The following is a 21,793-nucleotide window of genomic DNA, read 5'->3' as shown; positions in this document are numbered from 1 at the left end:
CTCAGCCGAGCTTGCGGACGAGCACGTCCGAGTCGCCGTTGCGTCCGACGGACACGAATCCGTGGTCGGCGTAGAGTTTCGCCGCCCCGTTGCCGTCCTCGACGGACAGGCTGACGGCGGGAAAGCCGCTCATCCGCGCCAGCGCACAGACCGTGTCGAGAAGGGCTCCGCCGATTCCCTGCCCCTGGTGGTCGGGCAGCACTGCCATCGAGAGTTCAGGAATATCGGCTGCGACCCAACCGTACCCGGTGAAGGGCGTCTGCTCATCCGACGGCGTCAGATCGGCGGCCGCTGACCCAGCGGCCGCCGACTCAGTTGCTGCCGGCTCAGTTGCTGCCGGCTCAGTGGCTGCGTTGTCTGCGTCAGCGGACTCGTCGGTGTCGGTGCCGGCCGGTGCATCTGAAGCTGAGTCAGCCCCAGACTCCGCGTCGGTCTCGGAGTCGGCCCCCGCCTCCGCGTCACTTTCGGGCACGACCTCGCTGCGGACCACCTCGGTGCCGGTCTTGTCCAGGGCAGAAGCGAAGTCGCCGCCCACCTTTTCGTCGGCCCTCCCGACGACGTCGTCGATATCGGCCAGGCGCACCCAGGCGAGTCCGACGATCGGTGACTGCGCATCGGCTTCGGCGTGCGCGGCAACGGCGATATCTCCCTCTCGTCCCCAGCCGCGGTAGTAGAATACGGCATCGCTGCGGAATCGGAGGTCCTCGATTTCGATCCGGGGCCTGTCCATCGACCAGTTGAAGCACAGATCGAGGAAGGGCAGGAAGATCTCGTCATCGGTCTCGGCCGGGAGCGGACGGATCCGTCCGCGCAGGGAGGCGGCGGCCGCCTCGGCGGAGGTGTCCTGCGAATCAGCGGAGGTGTTCTGCGGATCATGAGCGTCAGTGTGTGCAGCATTCATGAGATTCCTTTCTCGACGGCGCGTTCGATCCACGCCCGGTTGCGTACTCGCCAGCCCAGTGTCAGGGCGCGGAAACCGACGAATCCGATGCAGAAGCCGGCCCAGAGCCCGGGTGCTCCCGGCCAGATGTTGACGATCGGGATGAGCAGAATTGCGTATCCGATCACAGCGACCAATTGTGCCAGAGCCAGATATTTCGCGTCCTCAGCTCCCATGAGCACTCCGTCGAGGACGAAGACAAAGCCTGCGATCGGCATGCTCAAGGCGAGGACCGGCACGAGGGCGGCCAGTGCCGACACCACGGCCGGGTCCGACGCGAAGGCACGGGGGATGATTCCGGAGCCGGCGAACAGGACGACGCCGACGACGATGCCGAAGACGATCCCCCACAGGCACAGGCGGCGGTTGATCGCGGCGACCGCCTCGGTGTTCTTCGCACCCAGCTCAAGTCCGATCATCGCCTGGCCCGCAATGGCCAGCGAGTCGAGGGCGAGCGCGAGAGCGAAGAAGATGCTCTGAGCGACCTGGATCGCAGCGAGGTCCGTCGTGCCCATCGCCGTCGCCAGGAAGACGAGGAGGATGAGGGCCGCACGCAGCGAGGCGTTGCGCACCAGCAGCCACCCGGAGGTCTTCGCCGAGGTGAACACGCCCGTCCAATCCGGGCGGATGCTGGCATGGAGGCGGCGGGCGGCGCGGATGGAGATGGTGAGGTAGACCGCGCACATTCCGGCCTGCGCGATGACCGTGCCCATCGCCGATCCCGCGACGCCCATATCGAGCCCGTAGATGAAGACGGCGTTGAGGCCGATATTGGCGATGCATCCGGCGGCCGCGACGATCAGCGGAGTCTTCGTATCCTGCAGCCCGCGCAGCAGTCCGGTGGCCGCGATGACCATGAGCATGAACGGCAGCCCCCACCATGAGATCGCCAGATAGGAGTGTGCGCCCTCGGTGATCGCCGGGTCCGGGTCGAAAGCCTCGATCGCAGTATTCAGCAGCGGCAGACCGATGATGATGAGCAGGACGGACGTGCCCAGCGCCAGCCAGATTCCGTCGAACCCGGCCGTGATCGCACCCGGCCCGTCCCCCGCTCCCATCCGTTTGGCTACTCGCGGTGTGGTGGCATAGGCGAGGAAGATCATCAGACCGAGCACCGTCTGCAGGATCGTCGAGGCGATCGCCAGCGATCCCAGAGCACCGGCACCGAGGTGGCCCACCATGGCCGTGTCCGTGAGCAGGAAAATGGGTTCGGCGATCAGGGCTCCGAGTGCGGGAAGGGCCAAACGGAGAATGTCTTTGTCGATCTCTGCCACGCCCCGATTCTAGCGAACCGGTCTCGCTGGGCCCGAGTGCCGCGGATCGTCCCTGCGCGAAGGTGGGCCGACAGGTACCGAGGAGCGCCCCTGTGCGAAGGTGGGCTCACCTCGATCGCACTGTCGCGTCAGTGCCGAACCGTAGAGTCGGAGGACAAACAGAGCAGCATCACCGAGGATGAGAACGAATAAGTCATGACCGATCAATAATCATCTTTTGTTCTATTTGTAATCGTATTGTAATATTTATATGTGCCTGCAGATCATATAATTGAGATAGGCGACTTCCCGACGAGCGACTTCCACAGAGGCGTGGAGAGGTGAGACACCGATGAAGAACATCGGAGACAACGACGGACTGACGTCGCTCCTGCCTGCCGCTCCCCCAGCAGAGGCGGACAGTCGGACCCTGTCCCAGTTCCGTCGTGCGCACGGGCGGCGCATGGAAGAGGCCGAAGACAGTGACCTCGTCGATCTGCTGGATGCCTATATGCAGAGCAGCCTCGCGCAGCTCCACTCCATGGTCGCCACCAGCCGTGCCGTTGCACAGGATGTTGCCTATGCCCTCGGCCTCTTGGGATGCCATCCCGACGCGGCCTATGAGTTCGCATCATTCACCGAGACCTGTACCCGTTACTCCTCGCCTGAAACCGGCAGAACATCTGCTGCCCTCGGCGAGAAGAAGGCTCAGCCCCAAGCAGCCGACGGTGCCGTCGGTTCGCACCGAAGCCACGACTACGACGCCATCGACCAGAAGATCTGCGCAGTCGACCTCCCTTCCGACGACCTCTTCTCCACGCGCAGGACCTGGACCAACCGAGAGAATCTGGCGTGGACACGAGCTGTGGCTCAGGTCGAAGCCGAATCGGGAACGAAGATCGGCATCAGCGCTGGGCCGAAGAAGGATCGTGCCGCCGGTCGCCGTCTCCGTCAAGTCCGGAAGTTGGCCGAGGAGTTCCTGTCCGATCCTGCTCTGTTGCCTGACTTTCCAGGCTTTGACCCGGAAATGACTTTCTTCGCATGGCTGCGCAGCAATATCGAGCCGACTGAGGCGGGCGTGTATTCTAGCCTGCTCGGCGCTACCACGAGCAGATCGCTCCAGCACATGACGTCGTCGATGACGCTGGCGCACGGGCTCCCGCGATTCCTCAAACGCTGCCTGGGTGGAGACTTCACGATCGAGCATGTCGATTGTGTGACTCGTGCATGCCGAGACCTGCACTTCGAGCATCTGCCGGCGCTCGACGACTATCTGGCCCACAGGCGCGCCGACATCACGATCGAGACGTTCAAACGTTCGGTCGCGCTGAAGATAGCCGCGCTTCAGCCGGCCGAGGATACGGTGAAGAGCGTATCGCTGCGGCGTCGGGTCGACTTCAGCACCGGCGACGACGGAACTGCCTACCTCACGCTGACCGGTCCCGCCCCGGAACTTCAGGCCTGTTTCAGGAGGCTCGACGCCTTCTGCCGGGCAGTGCATAAGAACAATACGAGTGCGTTCACGAGCCAGCTCAAGGCAGGCGACTGCTTTGATGAGGAACGGTCGATCTCTGCCCTGATGTTCGACATCCTCACGCGCACGCGTCCTCAGCTGAAGCTGCGCATCATCAGCACCAATGACGCAGACGGCTCATCGACGAGCTCCGATTTCTCTCTCGACGGCCTCTTCGCCGGCCCCGACGGCATCCCGATGCACGAAGGCGAGGCCCTGCTCGACTACATCGAGCGGGTATTCGACGACATGGACAAGAACGGTTACGAGGCACCGACGCAAACTGCGTCGGCCGATTCGGGAGCCACAGCACAGAGCGAACCCAGCCCCAAGGCGCCGATCACTCCGGCAGGACGCACTTTCGAGTCCCGGCTGCTCGAGGCCATCCTCAGCAGCAACAGCACGACCAATCACAACACGGCCGATTCGCTCTCGGCCCTCATCGGCTCGCGTGCGGACGGAGCCCGCCCCGCCGCCGAGGGCACCGCTGCTGCAGCAGCCGGCGCTGTCGACGCGTTCGGCAAGCCCATCCTCGATGCCGGCGAGCGCCGCATCAGCTTCGAATTCCTCCTGGATATGCCGACCAGCGAGTATTGGCTGGCGAATCAGGCGAGCACATTTATCACTGTTCCTCTGCTGACGCTGCTCAGCCAATTCCAGTCGGAAGACGGCAGTCCTCCGCTGCCGCCCACGGATCCCCCGGGTGCACCACCGGCGAGCAGCGAACCCTCAGGTGCACCGCCGCCGCCGACGGACGCCTCAGCTCCCCCACTTCCCACCGAGTCACCAACACCCCCGATCACCCCAACAGCGCAGCCCACAGGCCCTGACGTACCGCTAACCTCAAGTGAGGTGTGTGATCTGGCGGGCATGCTTCCAAACGGGTCGCCGATCCCTGCCGACATGGCACGACGAGTCGCCGGCTACTCCACCACGTGGACCAGGCTGCTCACCGACCCGGCGTCCGGAACACCTGTCGACGCGAAGGCAACGTCCTACGCGATTCCCAACAGCGTGCGCAAGACACTCGTCGCCCAATTCGTTACGTGCACATTCCCCGGTTGCACTCAACCAGCTGAGGTGACAGAGGTCGACCACATTGACCCGTTCAATCACTCCGACCCTACCCAGGGCGGACTCACTCGGTTCGGCAACCTCCATTGCCTCTGCAAGGCGCACCACCTGCAGAAGACAAACGGCAATTTCGACGTGCGGATGACCGAACCCGGCCACCTCGAGTATGTCTTCCGCAAAGGTGTAACCGTGGAGGGCGTCGCACCGGACAACCCCATCAGCGTCGAGCATGCCCGGCTGTTCCTCGAACGATTCGGCAGTGGCACCGCACGACAGTGCCGAGCGGTCACAGTGGAGCAGTCGAGCACAGAGGATCCATCTGCCCACGACCATGCGCCAACGCCCGAAAGTGAATCTGTCGCTGAGCGTGACTCTGTCATTGAGCGGGGATCTGACACCGAGGCGTCGACGGCCCAGAGCAGCGGTGCAGATGCGAAGCACCCGGCTCCCGGCGATCGGAAACGAGCGCGGGAATGCCCTGAACCAGCGGCGGCCGAAGGCACCCCCGGCTGGAGGGAACTCGTTGCCGGGGATCTCTGCGCATTCATACCGGTATCTGCGCCGAGCAGAACCGGCGAACCGTCCGGCGCCCTGCCAGAAGATGAGGACGGCTCGGAGCTGCGCGATTGGTTCTGGGACTCCGGCGAACCTCCACCATTCTGAGAGGCATCCTGCGCGGTGGGCCCTCCGTTGACGTCCGACTACGACGACTTCACTACCGCTGACGGCTCACTGTCGGCAGGCCACCGGCGAGAGGTCGGACTCCACACCGTTCGACAACGCAGAAAGGCCGACGACACTCGGATCAGAAACGATCCGGATCTCGTCGGCCTTTGCCGCTCAGCGGCAGAGTTTCACTGTTCCGGCTGAACGGTTGATTGAAAGCCTCAGCAGACTTCGAACAGTCCGGCAGCGCCCTGTCCGCCGCCGATGCACATCGTGACGACGACGTACTTCACTCCGCGGCGACGCCCCTCGATGAGGGCGTGTCCGACAAGACGAGCGCCGGTCATCCCATAAGGATGTCCGACGGAGATGCCGCCGCCGTCGACGTTGTATTTCTCCGGATCGATGCCAAGCCGATCACGGCAGTACAGTGCCTGCACAGCGAACGCTTCGTTGAGCTCCCACAGGCCGATGTCGTCGATCGACAGCCCATGGGTCTTCAGCAGCTTCGGAATGGCGAAGACGGGCCCGATGCCCATTTCGTCCGGCTCACAGCCGGCCACGGCCATACCGCGGTAGATGCCCAGCGGTTCGAGTCCGCGTCGGCTGGCCTCATCGCTCGACATGACCACCGAAGCGGATGCTCCGTCGGAGAGCTGAGAGGCGTTGCCGGCGGTGATGCTCGGAACCTTCGACGCCACACCGGGCTCGAGCACCGGGTTGAGTCCGGCCAGGCTCTCCAGAGTCGTCGACGGGCGATTGCCCTCGTCGGCTTCGAGCAGCACATCCTGACGCGTGGTCTCCTTCGTCTCCTTGTCGACGACGACCTTCGTCGTCGGCAGAGGCACGATCTCGTCATCGAACCGTCCGGCCTCCTGAGCGGCGGCGGTACGCTGCTGCGAAGACAGGGAGTACTCGTCCTGAGCTTCTCTGCTGACGCCGTAGCGTTCGGCCACTACCTCGGCCGTGGCCAGCATCGGGTAGTAGATGCCCGGGATGCGCTCCACGAGCCACGGATCCTTGGCCCGGAACGTGTTCATCTTGTCATTCTGGACCAGCGACACCGACTCCACGCCACCGCCGACGGCGATCTCCTGGCCGTCGAAGAGGACCTGCTTCGCCGCGGTCGTAATGCCCATCAGCCCGGAAGCGCACTGCCGGTCGATCGACATTCCCGGAACCGTCACAGGAAGCCCGGCTCGCAGTGCCGCCTGCCGAGCGACATTCGTCCCTTGGCTGCCCTGCTGCAGAGCGGCACCGAAGACGACGTCCTCGACCTCACCGCCTTCCAGACCGGCGCGCTCCACAGCATGCTTGATCGCATGGCCGGCCAACTCCTGAGCCTGGGTGTCGTTGAAGGCACCACGGTAGGCCTTGCCGATCGGCGTGCGAGCCGTCGACACAATCACTGCTTCTCTCATGGGTCTCACCTTTCGAAGATGTTGTTGAACTCGTCGTGAGGACGGTGGCGATCAGTCCTTCGGACCGCCGGCGACGTAGATGACCTGACCGGAGACGAACCCGGCGCCCTCGGAGGCGAGGAACGATGCGGTGTGGGCGATGTCCTCGGGCTTGCCCGACCGCGCCACGGGGATCTGCTTGACCGAAGCTTCGACGAACTCCTCGAAGCCCATACCCACGCGCTCAGCGGTGGCCCTGGTCATATCAGTTTCGATGAAGCCGGGAGCAATGGCATTCGCGGTGATGCCGAACTTGCCGAGCTCGATCGCCCAGGTCTTCGTGATTCCCTGGATACCGGCCTTGGCAGCGGAGTAGTTCGTCTGTCCGCGATTGCCCTGAGCCGAGGTGGAGGACATCGAGATGATGCGGCCGAACTTCTCTTCGACCATGTACGACTGCACCGCCCGAGCCATGAGGAACGCTCCCCCGAGGTGGACGGAGAGAACCTTGTTGAACTCCTCGTGAGTCATTTTGAACAGGAGGTTGTCACGCAGGATCCCTGCGTTGTTGACCAGAACGGTCGGCGCGCCGAGGGTCTCGGCGACCTGCTTGACCGCAGCGTTGACCGAGTCTTCGTCAGAGACATCGGCTTCGAGGCCGAGCGCTTCGCCGCCGGCTTCCTTGATGGCGGCAACGGTCTCATCGGTGGGGCCCATATCAAGAACGGCGACCTTGAGTCCGTCGGCTCCGAGTCGCTTGGCGATGGCGGCTCCGATGCCGCGGCCTCCACCGGTGACGATTGCTGTACGAGTCATGAACAAGCTCCTAAAGATGATATTGCGTCATTGCCCTGCGGAACCGAGTGTTCGACTGCGGTTCGCGTCTGCACCGGAACCGATGTGACACAGCTCTCCCATGCAGCTAAGGCCACTCTAGACCAATTCCGTCACTGAACGATTGTTTGCTCACCTTTCAGACAGATAGCCGCTTCGAACATGTCAGCGACCCGAAACAGCTCTTGACGATTCTGCGCGCATGTCGCCCGACCTCGCCTTATGTTCTCCAAGCCAGGTCCGACCCCGAAGATTATCGAACGTTCAAAAATCTAGCTCAAAACCATTGACTTCACCAGAGTGATTTGGAATTGTTCACATCAGTCGAAGTCCATTACGTATTGACGACGACTCTGAGAACTGTCATTGACGACGTCTCGGACACCGTGTGGAGCAAACGTGTTCCAAGAGCTTTTCAAAGGAGAAAAGATGAACTCTGTCTCGCGAAGTCGCCGCCGCAGACTCTCGGCAGCCGCAGTTTTGGGAGCAATCGCATTGACTGCCACAGCCTGCGGAGGCGGTGGTGGCTCGGGTGAGGGCGACACGGTTGTCATCGGCTATACCGGACCGCTCAGCGGAGGCGGCGCTGCGTACGGCGAGAACGTGAAGATCGGTCTCGAAATGGCCATCGACGACCTCAACGCAGACGGCGTAGAGGTCGACGGCAATCCCGTGACTCTGGAGTTGAAGTCCCTCGACGACAAATACGCACCATCCACTGCCGCTAGCAATGCTCAACGATTAGCAGATCAGGACAAGGCTCCGGTCGTCGTCTCCCCGAACGCCGGAGCCATCAAGGCGATTCAGCAGATCAACAGCGGCAGGTCGAACTTCCTCATCTCCGCCTACACCTCTGACCCGGCAATCGTGCAGGCCGACAACCCTCTGACGATGATGATTCCGCCGAACTTCGAGTCCTATGCCGAGGAATTCTCCGAAACTGCCATGGAGCACGGAGGCAAGAAGCTCGCTCTACTCGGAACTCAGAGTGAGTACGGACAACAGTGGACCGAGTCGATCACGGATGCGTGGAGTGAGGCCGGCGGGAAGATCGGCGGCGACAACAGCGTCGACTACGCCACCGTTTCCGACTTTGCGGGCCCCGTCTCGAAAGCTCTGTCAGAGAAGCCCGACGCCATCTTCGTCGGCGGACCGTCCCAACCGACCGCGCTGATCATGGAAGAAGCTCGAAAGCAGGGCTTCAAGGGCAGCTTCCTCGTCATGGACCAGGCGAAACTGGATGAAATGGCCACGGTGACGAAGCTCGACAATCTCAAGAATTCGGTCGGCGTCCTGCCGGTCTCCGAATATGAGGATCCCGGTACCGAGGACTTCCTGAAGAAATTTGCTGAGAAGGCCGGAGAGAAGAAGGTCCCGACCAGCGAAACTGCCCTGAACTACCAGGGAATTGCGATCATCGCGAAGGCGATGGAAACCGCTGGGACAACCGACGACCCCGAGAAGATTCGCGAAGCCATCAGTGAGGCACTGCCTGAGGTCGATGGCAAGTACAAGGTCAATGGCTTCCCCGACGAGATCACGGAACAGGGTCACCTCCTCAATCCCAACCTGGAAGCAACCTTCCTCAACGAGGACGGCAAGTACACCAAGGTGCCGATCGAACAGGTATCCGACGACAAGTAATCTCCGTCAGCGGCTGGTCTGAAGGTGATGCGCTTCGGTGCGCCTCACCGGGCCGCTCTTATGCCTGCAGAGGACCCGAAAATCATGACCCTCTTCATCCAGCAACTCTTCAATGGCCTTGCACTGGGCGGTGTCTACTGTCTTGCCGCCATCGGTCTGACATTGGTGTTCGGAGTGCTGCGCATTCCCAATCTGGCACACGGTGCGCTGTATATGCTCGGCGCCTACATCACCTATTTCTTCCTGACAACAGTCGGCGTTCCCTATATTGCCGCAATCGGCATCGCTGCGATCATGCTGTTCGTTGTCGGAGTCGGTCTCGAGCGCCTCGTTTTCCACCCCTTGCGCAACTCCCCGCATACTCACCACATGATCGCGGCCGTCGGTGCGATGTTCTTCTTCCAAGCACTGGCTCAAGCGATCTGGGGCGCTGACTTCCGCCGCATGGACACACCGATCACCGGCGAGCTCCGCATTCTCGGCGCCGAGATCTCTGCGCAGCGAATCGTCATCATCGTCACAGCGGTGATCGTCTTGGCGCTGTTGGCGCTGTTCATCAAGCGGTCCATCCATGGCCAGACGATCGAAGCGATCGAACAGGACCGCGTCGGTGCATCGCTGGTCGGCATCAACCCGTCGATGGTATCGATGCTGACGCTGGGGCTGTCCGCCCTCCTGGCCACCATCGCGGCCGGCCTCGTCGCACCGATCAATCTCCTGTCCCCGACGATGGGCGACGCGCTCAATCTCAAGGTATTCGCAATTATCATCCTCGGTGGCCTGGGGTCGCTTCCCGGCGCCATCGTCGGCGGTTTCGCACTCGCTATCGCAGAGACGATGACGGCGACCTACATCTCCTCAGCTGTCGGAGAGGCCGTGGCATTCATCGTTCTCGTCGCTGTGCTGGCCATCAAGCCGAACGGACTGTTCACGAAGGCGGTGCAGCGATGAGCTCAATGAAGAATCCTCGAATCATCGGCACCATCGCCGTCATCATCCTGCTCGGCCTGACGCCTCTGGCTTTTGCACAGGAGAACTACGCGATGCGAGTGATCACCGTGGGTATGTGTGCGGCGATCGCTGTCTACGGCCTCAACATCATCCTCGGTTTCACGGGACAGTTGAACCTGGCCCAAGGCGGGTTCTTCGGAATCGGTGCCTATGGAGTCGGGCTGCTCACTACCGATTACGACTGGAGCTTCTGGGCAGCGTTCGTCGTGTCCGTCATCGGGACTGCGGTGATCGGCTACCTCTGCGGGCTGATTGCCCTGCGGACCAAGGATGAGTACTTCGCCATCTTCACAATGGCAATCGGCTTCATCATCTTCCTCGTCATCAGCCGCTGGGAGCCTGTCACCCATGCCCATTCCGGAGTCAACAATGTGAAATTCCCCGAAGGCGGAGGGCTCATCGACTTCGAATCTCCGGTCGCCATATTTTACCTGGTATTCGCAATCCTGCTCATCTGCGTCTACACGACCTACGCGATTCGGCGCTCCAGCGTCGGCCGCACACTGCTGACTATCAGGACGAGCGAAGACCTGGCGGATGCGATCGGTGTGCGCGTCGGATTCAGCAAACAGCTCGCATTCGCCGCCTCGGCGGTCTTCGGAGGCGTCGGCGGTGGTCTCTACGCAACTGTCGTCGGCTTCATCGGACCCGATGCGGCATCGATCGACAAGACTTTCGAATTCCTCATGTTCATTCTCGTCGGAGGCATGGGCACTGTCGCAGGTCCTCTGCTCGGAAGCATGATCGTGACATTCCTGTTCGAACTCTTCCAGGACTTCCAGGCCTATCGATTCATCGTGCTGGGTCCCATCATCGTCGCCCTCGTGATCTTCGCACCGCGGGGTATCGTCGGGTACCTCGGCGGGTTCGTCGACAAACGCAATCGACGGCGCAGGGCGGAGGAAGCCCGTGGTCCCGACGACGATCTCGATTCGACAGGTGCTTCGACCTCCGGCGGAACAGGCGACCACCACGCACGGAACATCGCCGACGGGACCGAATCGGGTGCCGGCCGGACCGGAGACACCCCCTCTTCCGAGGAGACGAAATGACAATGCTTGAAATACGAGACCTCGGTAAGCGCTTCGGCGGGCTCGATGCGGTCAAGGACGTCAGTCTGGACGTCGAGGCAGGTCAGATCACCGCAGTCATCGGTCCCAATGGAGCAGGCAAGTCAACGCTGTTCAACCTTGTCCATGGTTTCTATCGGCCCACAGCCGGGACCATCAGCTTCAAGGGTGAGGACATCACACATTCGTCCCCACACCGGACTGTCGCCGGCGGCATTGCCCGCACATTCCAGACAACGAACCTGTTCGATGACAGCACTCTGTTGGAAAACGTCTTGGCCGGTCGAATCGTCCGTTCGAAGTCCAACGTCTTCGACGCGGTCTTCCACACGCCTCGCCATCGTCGTGAATCACGCATCAACGAAGACAAGGCGATGGAAGCTCTTGAGTTCTGCGGGGTCGTGGAATATCGGCACGATCTCGCGTCCAATGTTCCGCAGGAGGTGCAGAAGCGCACCGCAGTGGCCATGGCGCTGGCCACCGAGCCCGAGTTGCTGCTGCTCGACGAACCCGCCGGCGGCATCCCCGAAGAGGAGACCGTCGATTTCGGCAACCTCATTCGGTCGTTGCCGCAGCGAGGCGTCTCAGTCCTCCTCGTCGAACACAAGATGACGATGATCATGGACCTCGCGGACACGATCCTCGTCCTCGACCACGGGCAGAAGCTGGCGCTCGGCGCACCTGCGGAGATCCAATCGAATCCGGATGTCATCCGTGCCTATCTCGGTTCGACAGCACAGGAGGAGAACTGATGCTCACGCTCGACAATGTCAGCACCGGGTACGACGCCACGAACGTTCTCCACGGGGTGAGCATCAAAGCGAATCCAGGTGAGCTCACCGTGGTCCTCGGAGCGAACGGGTCAGGCAAGACGACACTCTTCAGAACCGTCAGCGGACTGATGCGTGTTCGTGCCGGGTCGATCACCTATGAGGGACGTCAGCTTCATCGAGCTCGCCCGAATGCCGTCGTCAAGGCCGGTATCGCGCACTGCCCCGAAGGTCGCCACCTGTTCGGCAAGATGTCGGTGGAGAAGAATCTGCGTCTGGGGTCTTATCCTCACCGGAACAGATCGCGAACAGAAGAGGTCTACGCTGAGGTGCTCGATATGTTTCCGATCCTCAAAGAGAAGGCGAAGCAGCCGGCAGGCTCCCTGTCCGGCGGACAGCAGCAGATGGTCGCAATCGGACGAGCATTGATGTCAGACCCGAGCCTGCTGATCCTGGATGAGCCGTCGATGGGCCTGGCTCCCATCGTCGTGGAGCAGGTCCTCGAGTCAGTCGCTCAGATCAATCGAAACGGCATCGGCGTCCTTCTCAGCGAGCAGAACGCGAAGGCATCACTGGCGATCGCCCACAGAGGATACGTCCTTGCGGAGGGGCGGATCGTCCTCGCTGATGATGCCTCCCGGCTGCTCGACAACCCCGAAGTGCAGGCGGCCTACCTCGGTCTCTGACGAACACACGACGATCTTCTTTCCGTTCTGGAATTCCAATGGCCGAACTGAAATCTCGCCGAGGCGGCCTGGCCACCTCGGCGAGATTTCGCTGAGTTGATCGGTCCGACCGCTCAGAACGATCAGTCACACTCGTTCAATTCGGTTGGGCGTGCCCGGCCGTCTCACTCGTCTTGGAACCGGGAGACGTCCCCGGCTCCGACGCGAGCTACCTCGGGGTACCGTCCGGTGAAGTCGATGACCGAGGTCGGCACGACTCCGGGGACCCCGGATTCGATGACGATGTCGAGGTCGTTGCCGAGCTGGTCCATGACATCCTCGGCGTGAGTCAGTGGATCCTCATCGCCGGGCAGCAGCAGCGTCGAGGACAGGATCGGCTCCCCCATCGCCTCGACGAGGGCGAGTGCCGTGACGTTCTGCGGAATCCGAGCACCGACCGAATGCTTCTTCGGGTGCATCATTCGGCGCGGGACTTCCTTCGTCGCCTTCATGATGAACGTGTACGGCCCCGGCGTCATCGACTTGATAGCTCGGAAATCGGAATTGTCTACGATGACGAACTGACCCAGCTGAGCGAAGTCATGGCACATCAGCGTGAAGTGGTGCTTCGAACCGAGGTGGCGGATGCGGGTGATCCGTTCGATGCCTTCTTTGTTGTCCAAGGCACAGCCGAGGGCATAACAGGAATCCGTGGGATAGGCGATCAGGCCACCGTTCCTGAGTGACTCAGCGGCCTTCTCGATCAGTCGGTCCTGCGGGTTCTCCGGATGGATATTCAGTAGAGTCGCCATACTTCATGCTAACCACTCTGCCGCCACAGTGCGAGGGGTTCACGGACAACCGACCCTAAAGCGCAGGATGGCAGGACTCATCCGGCCGTAAAGTCGAGCATGACCAGGCGAAACGCCAGGCGTTCTGACCAGGCCCGCGGGACTCGTCAGGCAGAGGTGACTGGCTTCTTCAGCCCTTTGACCAGTTCGGCTCGGCCCGTATGCGGATCGGAGGCGAGCAGGATATTGACCCACCTGGCTCTTGGATCCGCGTCGACCAGCAGAGCCTTGATGAGCAGTGTAGCCGGCAACGCCAGCAGAGCGCCGAGCCAGCCGAGGATCCACACCCAGAACAGCAGAGACAGGAACGAGATCAGCGGAGTCACACCCACCGATTCACCGGTGAACTTCGGCTGGATGATCGCCTGGATGACGAAGTTGAGCACGCTGTAGGCGATGACCACCCACAGGGCCGACTGCCAACCGCTGTCGACCAGCGCCAGCAGTGCCGGTGGGATCAGGCCAATGACGAAGCCGATGTTCGGAATGTAGTTCGTCAGGAATGCGAGGACTCCCCACACCCAGATGAGCGGAACGTCGATGATCGCCAAGGCGATGACGTCGAGGAATGCGACGATGAGGCCGAAGACCGTCGCCACCACCCAGTAGCGGCGGACACCGCTGGCGAAGTCGCCGATCGACGCCGACAGCGAGGGCTTCACATCGAGCAGCATCGCCATCCGCTTGTCGATGCCCATCGAATCCATCGCCACGAAGAACACCGCCATGATCACCGTGGTCAGCAGGCCCGCAACCGACGACAGATTCGTCAGCAGCGGGTAGACGGCGTCGAGGACTGAGCGGACGTCGAAGGCCGAGAGCTGCTGCTGGATCACCGAGGATGTCACCCCGATGTCCGACAGCAGCGCCAGAGTGCTCTGGTAGGTGGCCACGAGTTCGTTGCTGTAGCTGGGGATGAGGATGACGAGCTCGGCGACAGACCAAGCCGTGAGGCCGAAGAACGCGAAGATCATGCACAGCACGAGCACGACCGAGATGCACGCCCCGATCGCCCGCGGCACCTTGATCCTGGTGAGCAGCCGCTGGACCGGGTAGACGACGATGTAGAAGTTGAGCGCGAGGAACACCGGAGCCACGATGTCCTGGAGTCCGCGGAAGAACATCAGCGCGTACGCCAGCCCCGCCAGCGTCACCGCGATCATCAGCGCTCGTGCAGGCGGCCGCGCGTGCCAGGGGCGTGCCTCGCCCGCTGTGCCGGAGTCGGCACCGGATGCTTCATCGGCCGCCGCGCCCGCCGAAGTTCCAGAAGCTGTGCCCGCCGTTGTATCTGAAGTAGTGGAACCCACTGTCGCCGAGGCGGCAGTACCGGACCAATCCCCCGCTGAGAAGAAAGCCTGGGACGTCTCCCCCGCCGTTTGTGAGGACGGTGCAGGCTCGGCCGGGCGCGCGGCATCGCCGGCTGATCCGGCCGCACCGTCAGCGACGCCCGACGCCGTCGCCTGCTCGTCCTCGTCCATTCAGCGTCTCCGACGCTTCTCGCGGATGCGCATCGACACCTCGATGGGGGTGCCCTTGAATCCGAAGGTCTCGCGCAGGCGGCGGATGATGAAACGGCGGTAACCGGGATCGAGGAAGCCGGTGGTGAAGAGCACGAACTTCGGCGGACGCGACTGCGCCTGAGTGCCGAAGAGGATGCGCGGCTGCTTACCGCCGCGCACCGGGTGCGGGTTGGCCGCGACCAGCTCACCGAGGAACGCGTTGAGTCGTCCCGTCGGAATACGGGTGTCCCAGCCTTCGAGAGCGGTCTCCATCGCCGGTACGAGCTTCTCCGCATGACGTCCGGTCTTCGCCGAGATGTTCACGCGCGGCGCCCACGCCACATGGCCGAGATCCCGTTCGATCTCCCGCTCCAGATAGAAGCGACGTTCGTCATCGAGCAGATCCCACTTGTTGAACGCCAGCACCACGGCACGTCCCGCCTCAACGGCGGTCGTGACGATGCGGACGTCCTGCTCGCTCAGGGGATCCTGGACCTCCATGAGGACGAGAGCCACCTCGGCGCGTTCGAGCGCAGTCTGCGTGCGCAGCGCCGCATAGAAGTCGGCACCGCTGGCCTGATGGGCGCGACGGCGGATACCGGCAGTGTCGACGAAGCGCCACTGCTTACCGCCGAGCTCGATGAGCTCATCGACAGGGTCACGAGTGGTGCCTGCGACATTGTCCACGAGCACGCGGTCGGAACCGATGAGCTGGTTGAGCAGGGACGACTTGCCGACGTTCGGACGGCCGACGAGGGCCACACGACGCGGTCCGCCCTCCTCGACGCGGGTGTCGACGGCCGAGACCTCCGGCAGGATCGTGAGCACTTCGTCGAGCAGGTCGGCGACTCCCCGACCGTGCAGAGCCGAGACGGTCCACGGCTGGCCGAGGCCCAAGCCCCAGAGTTCGGCGGCCATGAGCTCGCCGCGCTCGTCGTCGACCTTGTTCGCAGCGAGGAGGACCGGCTTCTTCTTCCGGCGCAGCATCTTCACGACCATCTCATCGGTCGAGGTCGGGCCGGTCGTGGCATCGACGACGAGGAGCACGGCATCGGCCATGTCCACGGCGACCTCGGACTGGATCGCGATGCGCGAGGCCATGCCCTTCGAGTCCTGGTCCCAGCCGCCGGTGTCGACGAGGGTGAATTCCTTCGTGTTCCATTCCGCCCGGTAGCTCACGCGGTCACGAGTGACGCCCGGAACGTCCTCGACGACGGCTTCGCGGCGACCGAGGATGCGGTTGACCAGCGTCGACTTGCCGACGTTGGGGCGACCGACGACGGCCAGCACCGGTGCGGCACCGAGCGCTTCGTCTTCGTCTTCGTCGAAGCCGTAGGCGCGCAGCAGCGCACGGTCCTCGTCTTCGAGCTCATAGCTTTCGAGTCCGGCCTCGAGCGCGGTCGCCCGCTGCTCGGCCTCCTCGTCGCTGATGCTTTCGACACGATCGACGAGGTCTTCGTCGGGTGTCTCGTGGAATTCGGATTCGCTCATTGTGCGTCCTTCACCAGCTGCAGCACCGTCTCGACCACCTGGTCGAAGTCGATGTCACTGGTATCGAGTGTGAACACTCCGTCGGCGGCCTCGAGGAAGCTCGTCGTGGCGGAGTCCTTGGCGTCACGGCCCGTGACGAGGTCTTGGGTGGCGGCGATCGCCTCGGCGTCGGCATTGCCGTGCACTTCCTTGGCCCGGCGGGCCACGCGGACCTCGTCGCGGGCGGTCATGAGGATGCGCACATCGGCATCGGGGGCCACCACGGTGGTGATGTCCCGGCCCTCGACGACGATGCCTTCGGGTGCGGCGGCGATATAGGCCCGCTGCATCTCGATGAGCTCCTCGCGGGCGTCGATGACACCGGAGACCGTCTGCACGTTCGCCGACACGTCCTCACCGCGGATGTCCTCGGTGACGTCGATGTCGTCGACGGAGACGAAGAATTCGTCGGGGCTGAGCGAGATCTCCAGATCTGCTCCGCGTACCTGCTCGAGCACGTCGACGGGGTCGGTGACTCCGCGGTTGAGGCACAGCCACGCCATCGCCCGGTACATCGCACCGGTGTCCAGGTACTGGTACCCCAGTCGCCGCGCCACCTCCTTGGCGGTGCTCGACTTGCCCACTCCGGACGGTCCGTCAATGGCTACGACGCTCATGCAGTTCCTTCTTTCTCGATGGCGGATTCGGGGATCTGCCATCCCTTCGACAGCAATCCGATCTCCAGCTCCTGCTGGATGGCCGGGACCACGGACACGTCGACCATGCCCAGTTTCCGACCGGAGGCGTGATCCATCCGGAAGTCCTCGACATTGACGCCGAGGTCGCCGATGTCCTTGAACAGCCGGGCCAGCATTCCGGGCGTATCCGGAACCAGGATCGTGACAACAGCATAGGTGGTCGGCGGCTGCCCGTGCTTTCCGGGAATCCGGTCGTGTCCCTCGTTGCCCAAAGCGATCGCCTTGGCGAGCAGTCCCGTCGACCCGGGTCCGAGTTCGAGTGCGCCGATGACCTCGTCGAGCTCGGTGCGCAGATCGATGAGCACGGAGCGGACCTCTTCGGCGTTTCCGGTCAGGATCTGCGTCCACAGTCCCGGGTCCGAAGCGGCGATGCGGGTGACATCGCGCAGTCCCTGCCCGGCCAGCGAGATCTCCTCCAGAGGCGCGTGACGCAGTTGGGAGGCGACGAGGGATGACACGATCTGCGGCACGTGCGAGACCTTCGCGACCGCGGCATCGTGGATGCGCGGATCCAGGTGGAGCACCGAGGCACCCGTATCTTCGGCCATGGCGATGACCTCGCCGAGGCGGTCGGCCGGGGTTTGCTCATCCGAGCAGATCACCCAGGGACGGGCCGTGAACAGGTCCGACTGGGCGGCGATCGCTCCGGACTTCTCGCGTCCGGCCATCGGATGGCAGCCGATATAGCGATCGAGCTGAGGTTCTGTGACCAATTCGCGCACCGCTTCGAGGAGGCGCGTCTTCACGCTGGCGACGTCGGTGACCGTTGCGTTCGGGTAGTCCTCGAGCGCCGAGGCGATGACCCGTGCGGCGACGTCGGGCGGGGTTGCCACGACGACGATGTCCGGGTGCGCGGCAGGCGATGTCGCGTCGGCGGCGACGGTCGGGTCGGCCGCCTCGGCGAGTTCTTCGGTGGGATTGACGACCTGACCGGCACCGAGATCCGCGGCGAGCTGCTGAGCGGTCGGTGAGGTGTCTTCGAGGGTCACCTGATGGCCCTTTGCGCCCAGCGCCAACCCCAGGCTGGCACCGAGCAGGCCGGTGCCGATGATGTGGACTCTCACAGACCGACGGCCTCGAACAGCGCACCGACCTCATCGGAGCGCAGCGGGCGGATCTTGCCCTGCTTCTGCTCGTCGAGGACGATCGGTCCGAACTTCAGCCGCACGAGGCGCTCCACCGGGTGGCCGATCTCGGCGAGCAGGCGGCGCACGATGCGGTTGCGGCCGGAATGGAGGGTGAGTTCGACGACGGACTTGCCCGGGGTCGAATCGACGAGCTTGAAGTCGTCGACCTTGACGAACCCGTCTTCGAGGTCGATTCCGGCCTTGAGGATGGCACCGGCATCCTTCGCCAACTGCCCCTTGACCTTCGCGAGGTAGGTCTTCGGGATCTCGTAGCGCGGGTGGGCCAGGCGGTTGCTCAGCTCCCCGTCGTTGGTGAGCAGGATGATGCCCTCGGTCTCGGTGTCGAGACGGCCGACGTGGAAGAGGCGTTCGTTGTTGTTCCGCACGTAGTCGGCCAGGCAGGGACGGCCCTCGGGGTCGCTCATGGTCGACACGACTCCCGCGGGTTTGTTGAGCACGAGGTAGACCTTCTTGGTCTGTGTCGAAATTCTCACTGTGTCCACGTACACGGACTGTGTTTCGGGGTCGATCCGGGTGCCGAGTTCGGTGACGATGGACCCGTCGACCTCGACGCGGCCATCGGCGATGAGCTGCTCACAGGAACGGCGTGATCCCAGTCCCGCCTCGGCGAGCACCTTCTGCAGTCGCACACCCCCGCTGACGTGGGCGTCTGATGTCTGACCGGCTCCCGAACCGCCCTTGTTCGAGGCCTGATTCGCCGTCGCTGCGCGCTGTTTTCGGCTGGGTCGGTTCTGGCGCCCGCCGGGGGCGCGGTGATCACGGTAGGGACTCATACATCCATTCTCTCAAATCAATCAGCGACTCGTGACATCTCGGCGGTCGAATCGGAATCGTCGTCAAGATCGTCGTCGAGGGCGCCGTCGATCTCGGCGAGCACTTCGGTGTCCTGCGAGCCGAGTTCGGCGACGTCGGCGTCTTCGGGCAGGTAGGGGGCGATATCGGGCAGGTCGTCGATCGCGTTCATGCCCATCGTGTCGAGGAACTGCGGCGTGGTGGCATAGAGCAGCGCCGAGGTGGTCGCCTCCTTGCCGGCTTCGACGATGAGTCCCCGCAGCAGCAGGGTGCGGATGACGCCGTCGACGCTGACTCCGCGGATGGCAGCGATGCGGGGCCGGGAGATCGGCTGCCGGTAGGCGATGACCGCAAGGGTCTCGAGTGCGGCTTGGGAGAGTTTCGCACTCTGCCCGGCGGTGAGGAAGTCCTTGACGACTTCGTGGTAGTCGCCGCGGGAGAAGATGCGGAAACCGCCGGCGACGTGACGGATCTCGAACCCGCGCTGGCGGTGGTCCTCATCCCCGTCGTAGTCGGCCTTGAGGATGCGGATGGCTTCGAGGACGGTGTCTTCGTCGAGGCCGAGGGAGCCTGCGAGGTCGTCGGCGGTCACGGCCGAATCGGTGATCATGAGCACGGCCTCGATGCCGGCGAGGATCTCGTCATCGATCATGAGTGTTCCCCTTCTTCGTCGCCGCTCCAGTCGCCTTCGGTGCGCAGGTCGACTCCGTCTTCGTTCATCTCGGTCCGGTGGATGAGCAGCCGACCCAGGGGTTCGGGCTGGTCGAAGTCGCAGAGGCCGACCTTGAACAGTTCGAGCAGGGCGAGGAATCTCGCGACGACGACCAGGGTGTTCTCGGCCGTTTCGAGCAGGTCCTGGAAGTCGACGTCTCCGGCGCGCAGCAGGGACAGGATGTGCCCGCGCTGCTCGGAGACGCTCACGAGCGGTAAGTGGATATGGTCGACGGCGACGCTGGGCGGGGTGTGATCGCGTTGGAGCACGGTGGCGAAGATTCCGGCCAGTTCGCCGGGTCCGATGTTCAGCTTCAGCGGCGGCAGCACGTCTTGGAACTCCGGTTCGAGGGCGACATCGCGTGGGGCGCGGATGGAGCCAGCGGCCATCGCCTCGGCCAGGTAACCGGACACGGACTTGTATGCCTTGTACTGCAGCAGCCGGGCGAAGAGGAGGTCTCGGGCCTCGAGCAGCTCGAGGTCGAGGACCTCTTCACCGTCTTCGTGCGGCAGCAGCCGGGCCGTCTTGAGATCGAGCAGGGTCGCTGCGACAAGGAGGAACTGGGAGATCTCGGCGAGGTTCGCCTGGTCCTTCAGCTCTGTGGTGTAGGCGATGAACTCATCGGTCACCTCGGCGAGTGCGATCTCTGTGACGTCGAGGCGTCGTTTCGAGATCAGACCGAGCAGCAGGTCGAAGGGGCCGGTGAAGTTGTCCAACCGCACCTGGAATCCCCGTGCGGCGTTATTCTCGGAGGCGTCACCCGAGGCGACGCCAGCACTCGAGGCAGACGCCGCTTCCTCCACGTCTGTTACGGAGTCGCTCAGGGTGCGCCTCCGCGGGCGATGAGCTCCCGAGCGAGTCGGCGGTAGGCTTCGGAGCCGGCGTGCTTCGGGGCGAAGCTCGTGATCGGTTCGGCCGCCACGGAGGCGTCGGGGAACTTCACGGTGCGGTTGATGACGGTTTCGAAGACCTTGTCGCCGAAGGCTTCGGTGACTCGCGACATGACTTCCTTCGAGTGCAGGGTCCGCGAGTCGAACATCGTGGCGAGGATTCCGTCGACCTCGAGCGAGGGATTGAGCCGGTCCTGGACCTTCTCGATCGTCTCGACGAGCAGGGCGACGCCGCGCAGGGCGAAGAACTCGGTCTCGAGCGGGATGACGACACCATGGGCGGCGGTCAGAGCATTGACGGTGAGCAGTCCCAGCGAGGGCTGGCAGTCGATGAGGATGACATCGTATTCGTCGGCGACCTTCGACAGGGCACGGGCGAGCACCTGCTCGCGGGCGACCTCGCCGACGAGCTGGACTTCGGCGGCGGAGAGGTCGATATTGGCCGGCAGGATGTCGATGTTGTCGAATTCCGTTTCGACGATGACCTCGTGCGGGTCCAGTCGCGGGTTCATCAACAGGTTGTAGATGCTGATGTCGAGCTCATAGGGGTTGAGTCCCAGACCGACGGACAGTGCTCCCTGCGGGTCGAAGTCGACGAGCAGCATCTTGCGTCCGTAGGCGGCAAGAGCCGCACCGAGGTTGATCGACGAGGTCGTCTTGCCGACCCCGCCCTTCTGGTTGACCATCGCGATGATGCGGGCGGGTCCGTGCGAAGCCAGGGGTGCCGGCTCCGGGAAGTCCTGCGGCTCGTTTGCGGTCCGCTGCTGGGGAATCTCCAACGCCTCTTGCGTATTCATCTCTCGGATGTCCACCTTTCGTTGCTCTACGTCCAA

At 63.2% G+C, this 21,793-nt stretch carries 19 protein-coding genes; 6 read left to right on the top strand and 13 right to left on the bottom strand.

Going from position 1 to position 21,793, the window contains the following annotated elements; all coding sequences use genetic code 11:
• Window position 1 precedes the first annotated feature (1 nt).
• Both BI49514_RS09205 and BI49514_RS09200 read right to left on the bottom strand, forming a co-directional pair.
• Window positions 2–901: a GNAT family N-acetyltransferase gene (locus tag BI49514_RS09205; RefSeq protein ID WP_244195129.1), complete on the bottom strand. Its 900-nt coding sequence runs from the start codon at window positions 899–901 to the stop codon at window positions 2–4.
• The gene (locus BI49514_RS09200) at window positions 898–2,214 is read right to left on the bottom strand and encodes an MATE family efflux transporter (RefSeq protein WP_101546261.1); all 1,317 of its coding nucleotides are present in this window, start codon (window positions 2,212–2,214) and stop codon (window positions 898–900) included. The genes BI49514_RS09205 and BI49514_RS09200 overlap by 4 nt, the downstream gene beginning before the upstream one ends.
• Window positions 2,215–2,545: 331 nt before the next feature.
• Here BI49514_RS09200 and BI49514_RS16550 point away from each other — a divergent pair, with 331 nt between their 5' ends.
• The gene (locus BI49514_RS16550; RefSeq protein ID WP_101546260.1) at window positions 2,546–5,443 is read left to right on the top strand and encodes an HNH endonuclease signature motif containing protein; all 2,898 of its coding nucleotides are present in this window, start codon (window positions 2,546–2,548) and stop codon (window positions 5,441–5,443) included.
• A 224-nt stretch (window positions 5,444–5,667) separates the two neighbouring features.
• On the opposite strand, the gene BI49514_RS09190 is transcribed toward BI49514_RS16550, so the two are convergent.
• Window positions 5,668–6,867, bottom strand: coding sequence for an acetyl-CoA C-acyltransferase (locus BI49514_RS09190; protein WP_101546259.1), 1,200 nt, complete (start codon window positions 6,865–6,867; stop codon window positions 5,668–5,670).
• A 51-nt stretch (window positions 6,868–6,918) separates the two neighbouring features.
• Window positions 6,919–7,662, bottom strand: a complete 744-nt coding sequence (locus tag BI49514_RS09185) for an SDR family oxidoreductase (RefSeq protein WP_101546258.1) — start codon at window positions 7,660–7,662, stop codon at window positions 6,919–6,921.
• Between the two features lie 513 nt (window positions 7,663–8,175).
• Between BI49514_RS09185 and BI49514_RS09180 the strand changes: the two genes are divergently transcribed.
• From BI49514_RS09180 to BI49514_RS09160, 5 genes are all read left to right on the top strand, one after another.
• Window positions 8,176–9,324 carry an ABC transporter substrate-binding protein gene (locus BI49514_RS09180; RefSeq protein ID WP_257904121.1) on the top strand — a complete coding sequence of 383 codons (1,149 nt, stop codon included), beginning with the start codon at window positions 8,176–8,178 and terminating at the stop codon, window positions 9,322–9,324.
• Between the two features lie 84 nt (window positions 9,325–9,408).
• Window positions 9,409–10,275 carry a branched-chain amino acid ABC transporter permease gene (locus tag BI49514_RS09175; protein ID WP_101546256.1) on the top strand — a complete coding sequence of 289 codons (867 nt, stop codon included), beginning with the start codon at window positions 9,409–9,411 and terminating at the stop codon, window positions 10,273–10,275.
• Between the two features lie 5 nt (window positions 10,276–10,280).
• Window positions 10,281–11,387 carry a branched-chain amino acid ABC transporter permease gene (locus BI49514_RS09170; RefSeq protein WP_244195130.1) on the top strand — a complete coding sequence of 369 codons (1,107 nt, stop codon included), beginning with the start codon at window positions 10,281–10,283 and terminating at the stop codon, window positions 11,385–11,387.
• Between the two features lie 2 nt (window positions 11,388–11,389).
• The gene (locus tag BI49514_RS09165) at window positions 11,390–12,157 is read left to right on the top strand and encodes an ABC transporter ATP-binding protein (RefSeq protein WP_101546254.1); all 768 of its coding nucleotides are present in this window, start codon (window positions 11,390–11,392) and stop codon (window positions 12,155–12,157) included.
• Window positions 12,157–12,861: an ABC transporter ATP-binding protein gene (locus BI49514_RS09160; protein WP_101546253.1), complete on the top strand. Its 705-nt coding sequence runs from the start codon at window positions 12,157–12,159 to the stop codon at window positions 12,859–12,861. The genes BI49514_RS09165 and BI49514_RS09160 overlap by 1 nt, the downstream gene beginning before the upstream one ends.
• A 164-nt stretch (window positions 12,862–13,025) precedes the next feature.
• Here BI49514_RS09160 and BI49514_RS09155 read toward each other — a convergent pair whose 3' ends face one another.
• From BI49514_RS09155 to BI49514_RS09115, 9 genes are all read right to left on the bottom strand, one after another.
• The gene (locus BI49514_RS09155) at window positions 13,026–13,652 is read right to left on the bottom strand and encodes an L-threonylcarbamoyladenylate synthase (protein WP_101546252.1); all 627 of its coding nucleotides are present in this window, start codon (window positions 13,650–13,652) and stop codon (window positions 13,026–13,028) included.
• A 146-nt stretch (window positions 13,653–13,798) separates the two neighbouring features.
• Complete coding sequence (locus BI49514_RS09150) at window positions 13,799–15,169, bottom strand: AI-2E family transporter (RefSeq protein ID WP_244195131.1); 1,371 nt, start codon at window positions 15,167–15,169, stop codon at window positions 13,799–13,801.
• The gene (gene der / locus BI49514_RS09145; protein ID WP_101546250.1) at window positions 15,170–16,681 is read right to left on the bottom strand and encodes a ribosome biogenesis GTPase Der; all 1,512 of its coding nucleotides are present in this window, start codon (window positions 16,679–16,681) and stop codon (window positions 15,170–15,172) included.
• A complete protein-coding gene (gene cmk, locus BI49514_RS09140; RefSeq protein ID WP_101546249.1) occupies window positions 16,678–17,337 on the bottom strand; it encodes a (d)CMP kinase in 660 nt (219 codons plus the stop codon). Before cmk ends, der begins: the two co-directional genes overlap by 4 nt.
• Window positions 17,334–18,482 (bottom strand): prephenate dehydrogenase, encoded by a 1,149-nt coding sequence (locus BI49514_RS09135; protein ID WP_101546248.1) that lies wholly within the window; start codon window positions 18,480–18,482, stop codon window positions 17,334–17,336. The genes cmk and BI49514_RS09135 overlap by 4 nt, the downstream gene beginning before the upstream one ends.
• Window positions 18,479–19,339 carry a pseudouridine synthase gene (locus tag BI49514_RS09130; protein WP_101546247.1) on the bottom strand — a complete coding sequence of 287 codons (861 nt, stop codon included), beginning with the start codon at window positions 19,337–19,339 and terminating at the stop codon, window positions 18,479–18,481. Before BI49514_RS09130 ends, BI49514_RS09135 begins: the two co-directional genes overlap by 4 nt.
• A 17-nt stretch (window positions 19,340–19,356) precedes the next feature.
• Window positions 19,357–20,010: an SMC-Scp complex subunit ScpB gene (gene scpB / locus BI49514_RS09125; RefSeq protein ID WP_101546246.1), complete on the bottom strand. Its 654-nt coding sequence runs from the start codon at window positions 20,008–20,010 to the stop codon at window positions 19,357–19,359.
• Window positions 20,007–20,792, bottom strand: coding sequence for a segregation and condensation protein A (locus tag BI49514_RS09120; protein WP_208635007.1), 786 nt, complete (start codon window positions 20,790–20,792; stop codon window positions 20,007–20,009). The genes scpB and BI49514_RS09120 overlap by 4 nt, the downstream gene beginning before the upstream one ends.
• Before the next feature lie 98 nt (window positions 20,793–20,890).
• Window positions 20,891–21,757 (bottom strand): ParA family protein, encoded by an 867-nt coding sequence (locus BI49514_RS09115; protein ID WP_101546302.1) that lies wholly within the window; start codon window positions 21,755–21,757, stop codon window positions 20,891–20,893.
• Between the last annotated feature and the right edge of the window lie 36 nt (window positions 21,758–21,793).

Origin of the sequence: Brevibacterium iodinum ATCC 49514, from assembly GCF_900169265.1 — a bacterium.
GTDB lineage: Bacteria > Actinomycetota > Actinomycetes > Actinomycetales > Brevibacteriaceae > Brevibacterium > Brevibacterium iodinum.
The sequence above is the reverse complement of the archived record's forward strand: the minus strand, read 5'-3'. Positions and strand labels throughout refer to the sequence as shown.

Coding starts and splice junctions, on each gene's coding strand:
- BI49514_RS09205 (WP_244195129.1), bottom strand. CDS start 901: ATGAATGCTGCACACACTGACGCTCATGATCCGCAGAACACCTCCGCT.
- BI49514_RS16550 (WP_101546260.1), top strand. CDS start 2,546: ATGAAGAACATCGGAGACAACGACGGACTGACGTCGCTCCTGCCTGCC.
- BI49514_RS09190 (WP_101546259.1), bottom strand. CDS start 6,867: ATGAGAGAAGCAGTGATTGTGTCGACGGCTCGCACGCCGATCGGCAAG.
- BI49514_RS09185 (WP_101546258.1), bottom strand. CDS start 7,662: ATGACTCGTACAGCAATCGTCACCGGTGGAGGCCGCGGCATCGGAGCC.
- BI49514_RS09175 (WP_101546256.1), top strand. CDS start 9,409: ATGACCCTCTTCATCCAGCAACTCTTCAATGGCCTTGCACTGGGCGGT.
- BI49514_RS09170 (WP_244195130.1), top strand. CDS start 10,281: ATGAAGAATCCTCGAATCATCGGCACCATCGCCGTCATCATCCTGCTC.
- BI49514_RS09165 (WP_101546254.1), top strand. CDS start 11,390: ATGCTTGAAATACGAGACCTCGGTAAGCGCTTCGGCGGGCTCGATGCG.
- BI49514_RS09160 (WP_101546253.1), top strand. CDS start 12,157: ATGCTCACGCTCGACAATGTCAGCACCGGGTACGACGCCACGAACGTT.
- BI49514_RS09155 (WP_101546252.1), bottom strand. CDS start 13,652: ATGGCGACTCTACTGAATATCCATCCGGAGAACCCGCAGGACCGACTG.
- BI49514_RS09150 (WP_244195131.1), bottom strand. CDS start 15,169: ATGGACGAGGACGAGCAGGCGACGGCGTCGGGCGTCGCTGACGGTGCG.
- der (WP_101546250.1), bottom strand. CDS start 16,681: ATGAGCGAATCCGAATTCCACGAGACACCCGACGAAGACCTCGTCGAT.
- cmk (WP_101546249.1), bottom strand. CDS start 17,337: ATGAGCGTCGTAGCCATTGACGGACCGTCCGGAGTGGGCAAGTCGAGC.
- BI49514_RS09130 (WP_101546247.1), bottom strand. CDS start 19,339: ATGAGTCCCTACCGTGATCACCGCGCCCCCGGCGGGCGCCAGAACCGA.
- scpB (WP_101546246.1), bottom strand. CDS start 20,010: ATGATCGATGACGAGATCCTCGCCGGCATCGAGGCCGTGCTCATGATC.
- BI49514_RS09115 (WP_101546302.1), bottom strand. CDS start 21,757: ATGAATACGCAAGAGGCGTTGGAGATTCCCCAGCAGCGGACCGCAAAC.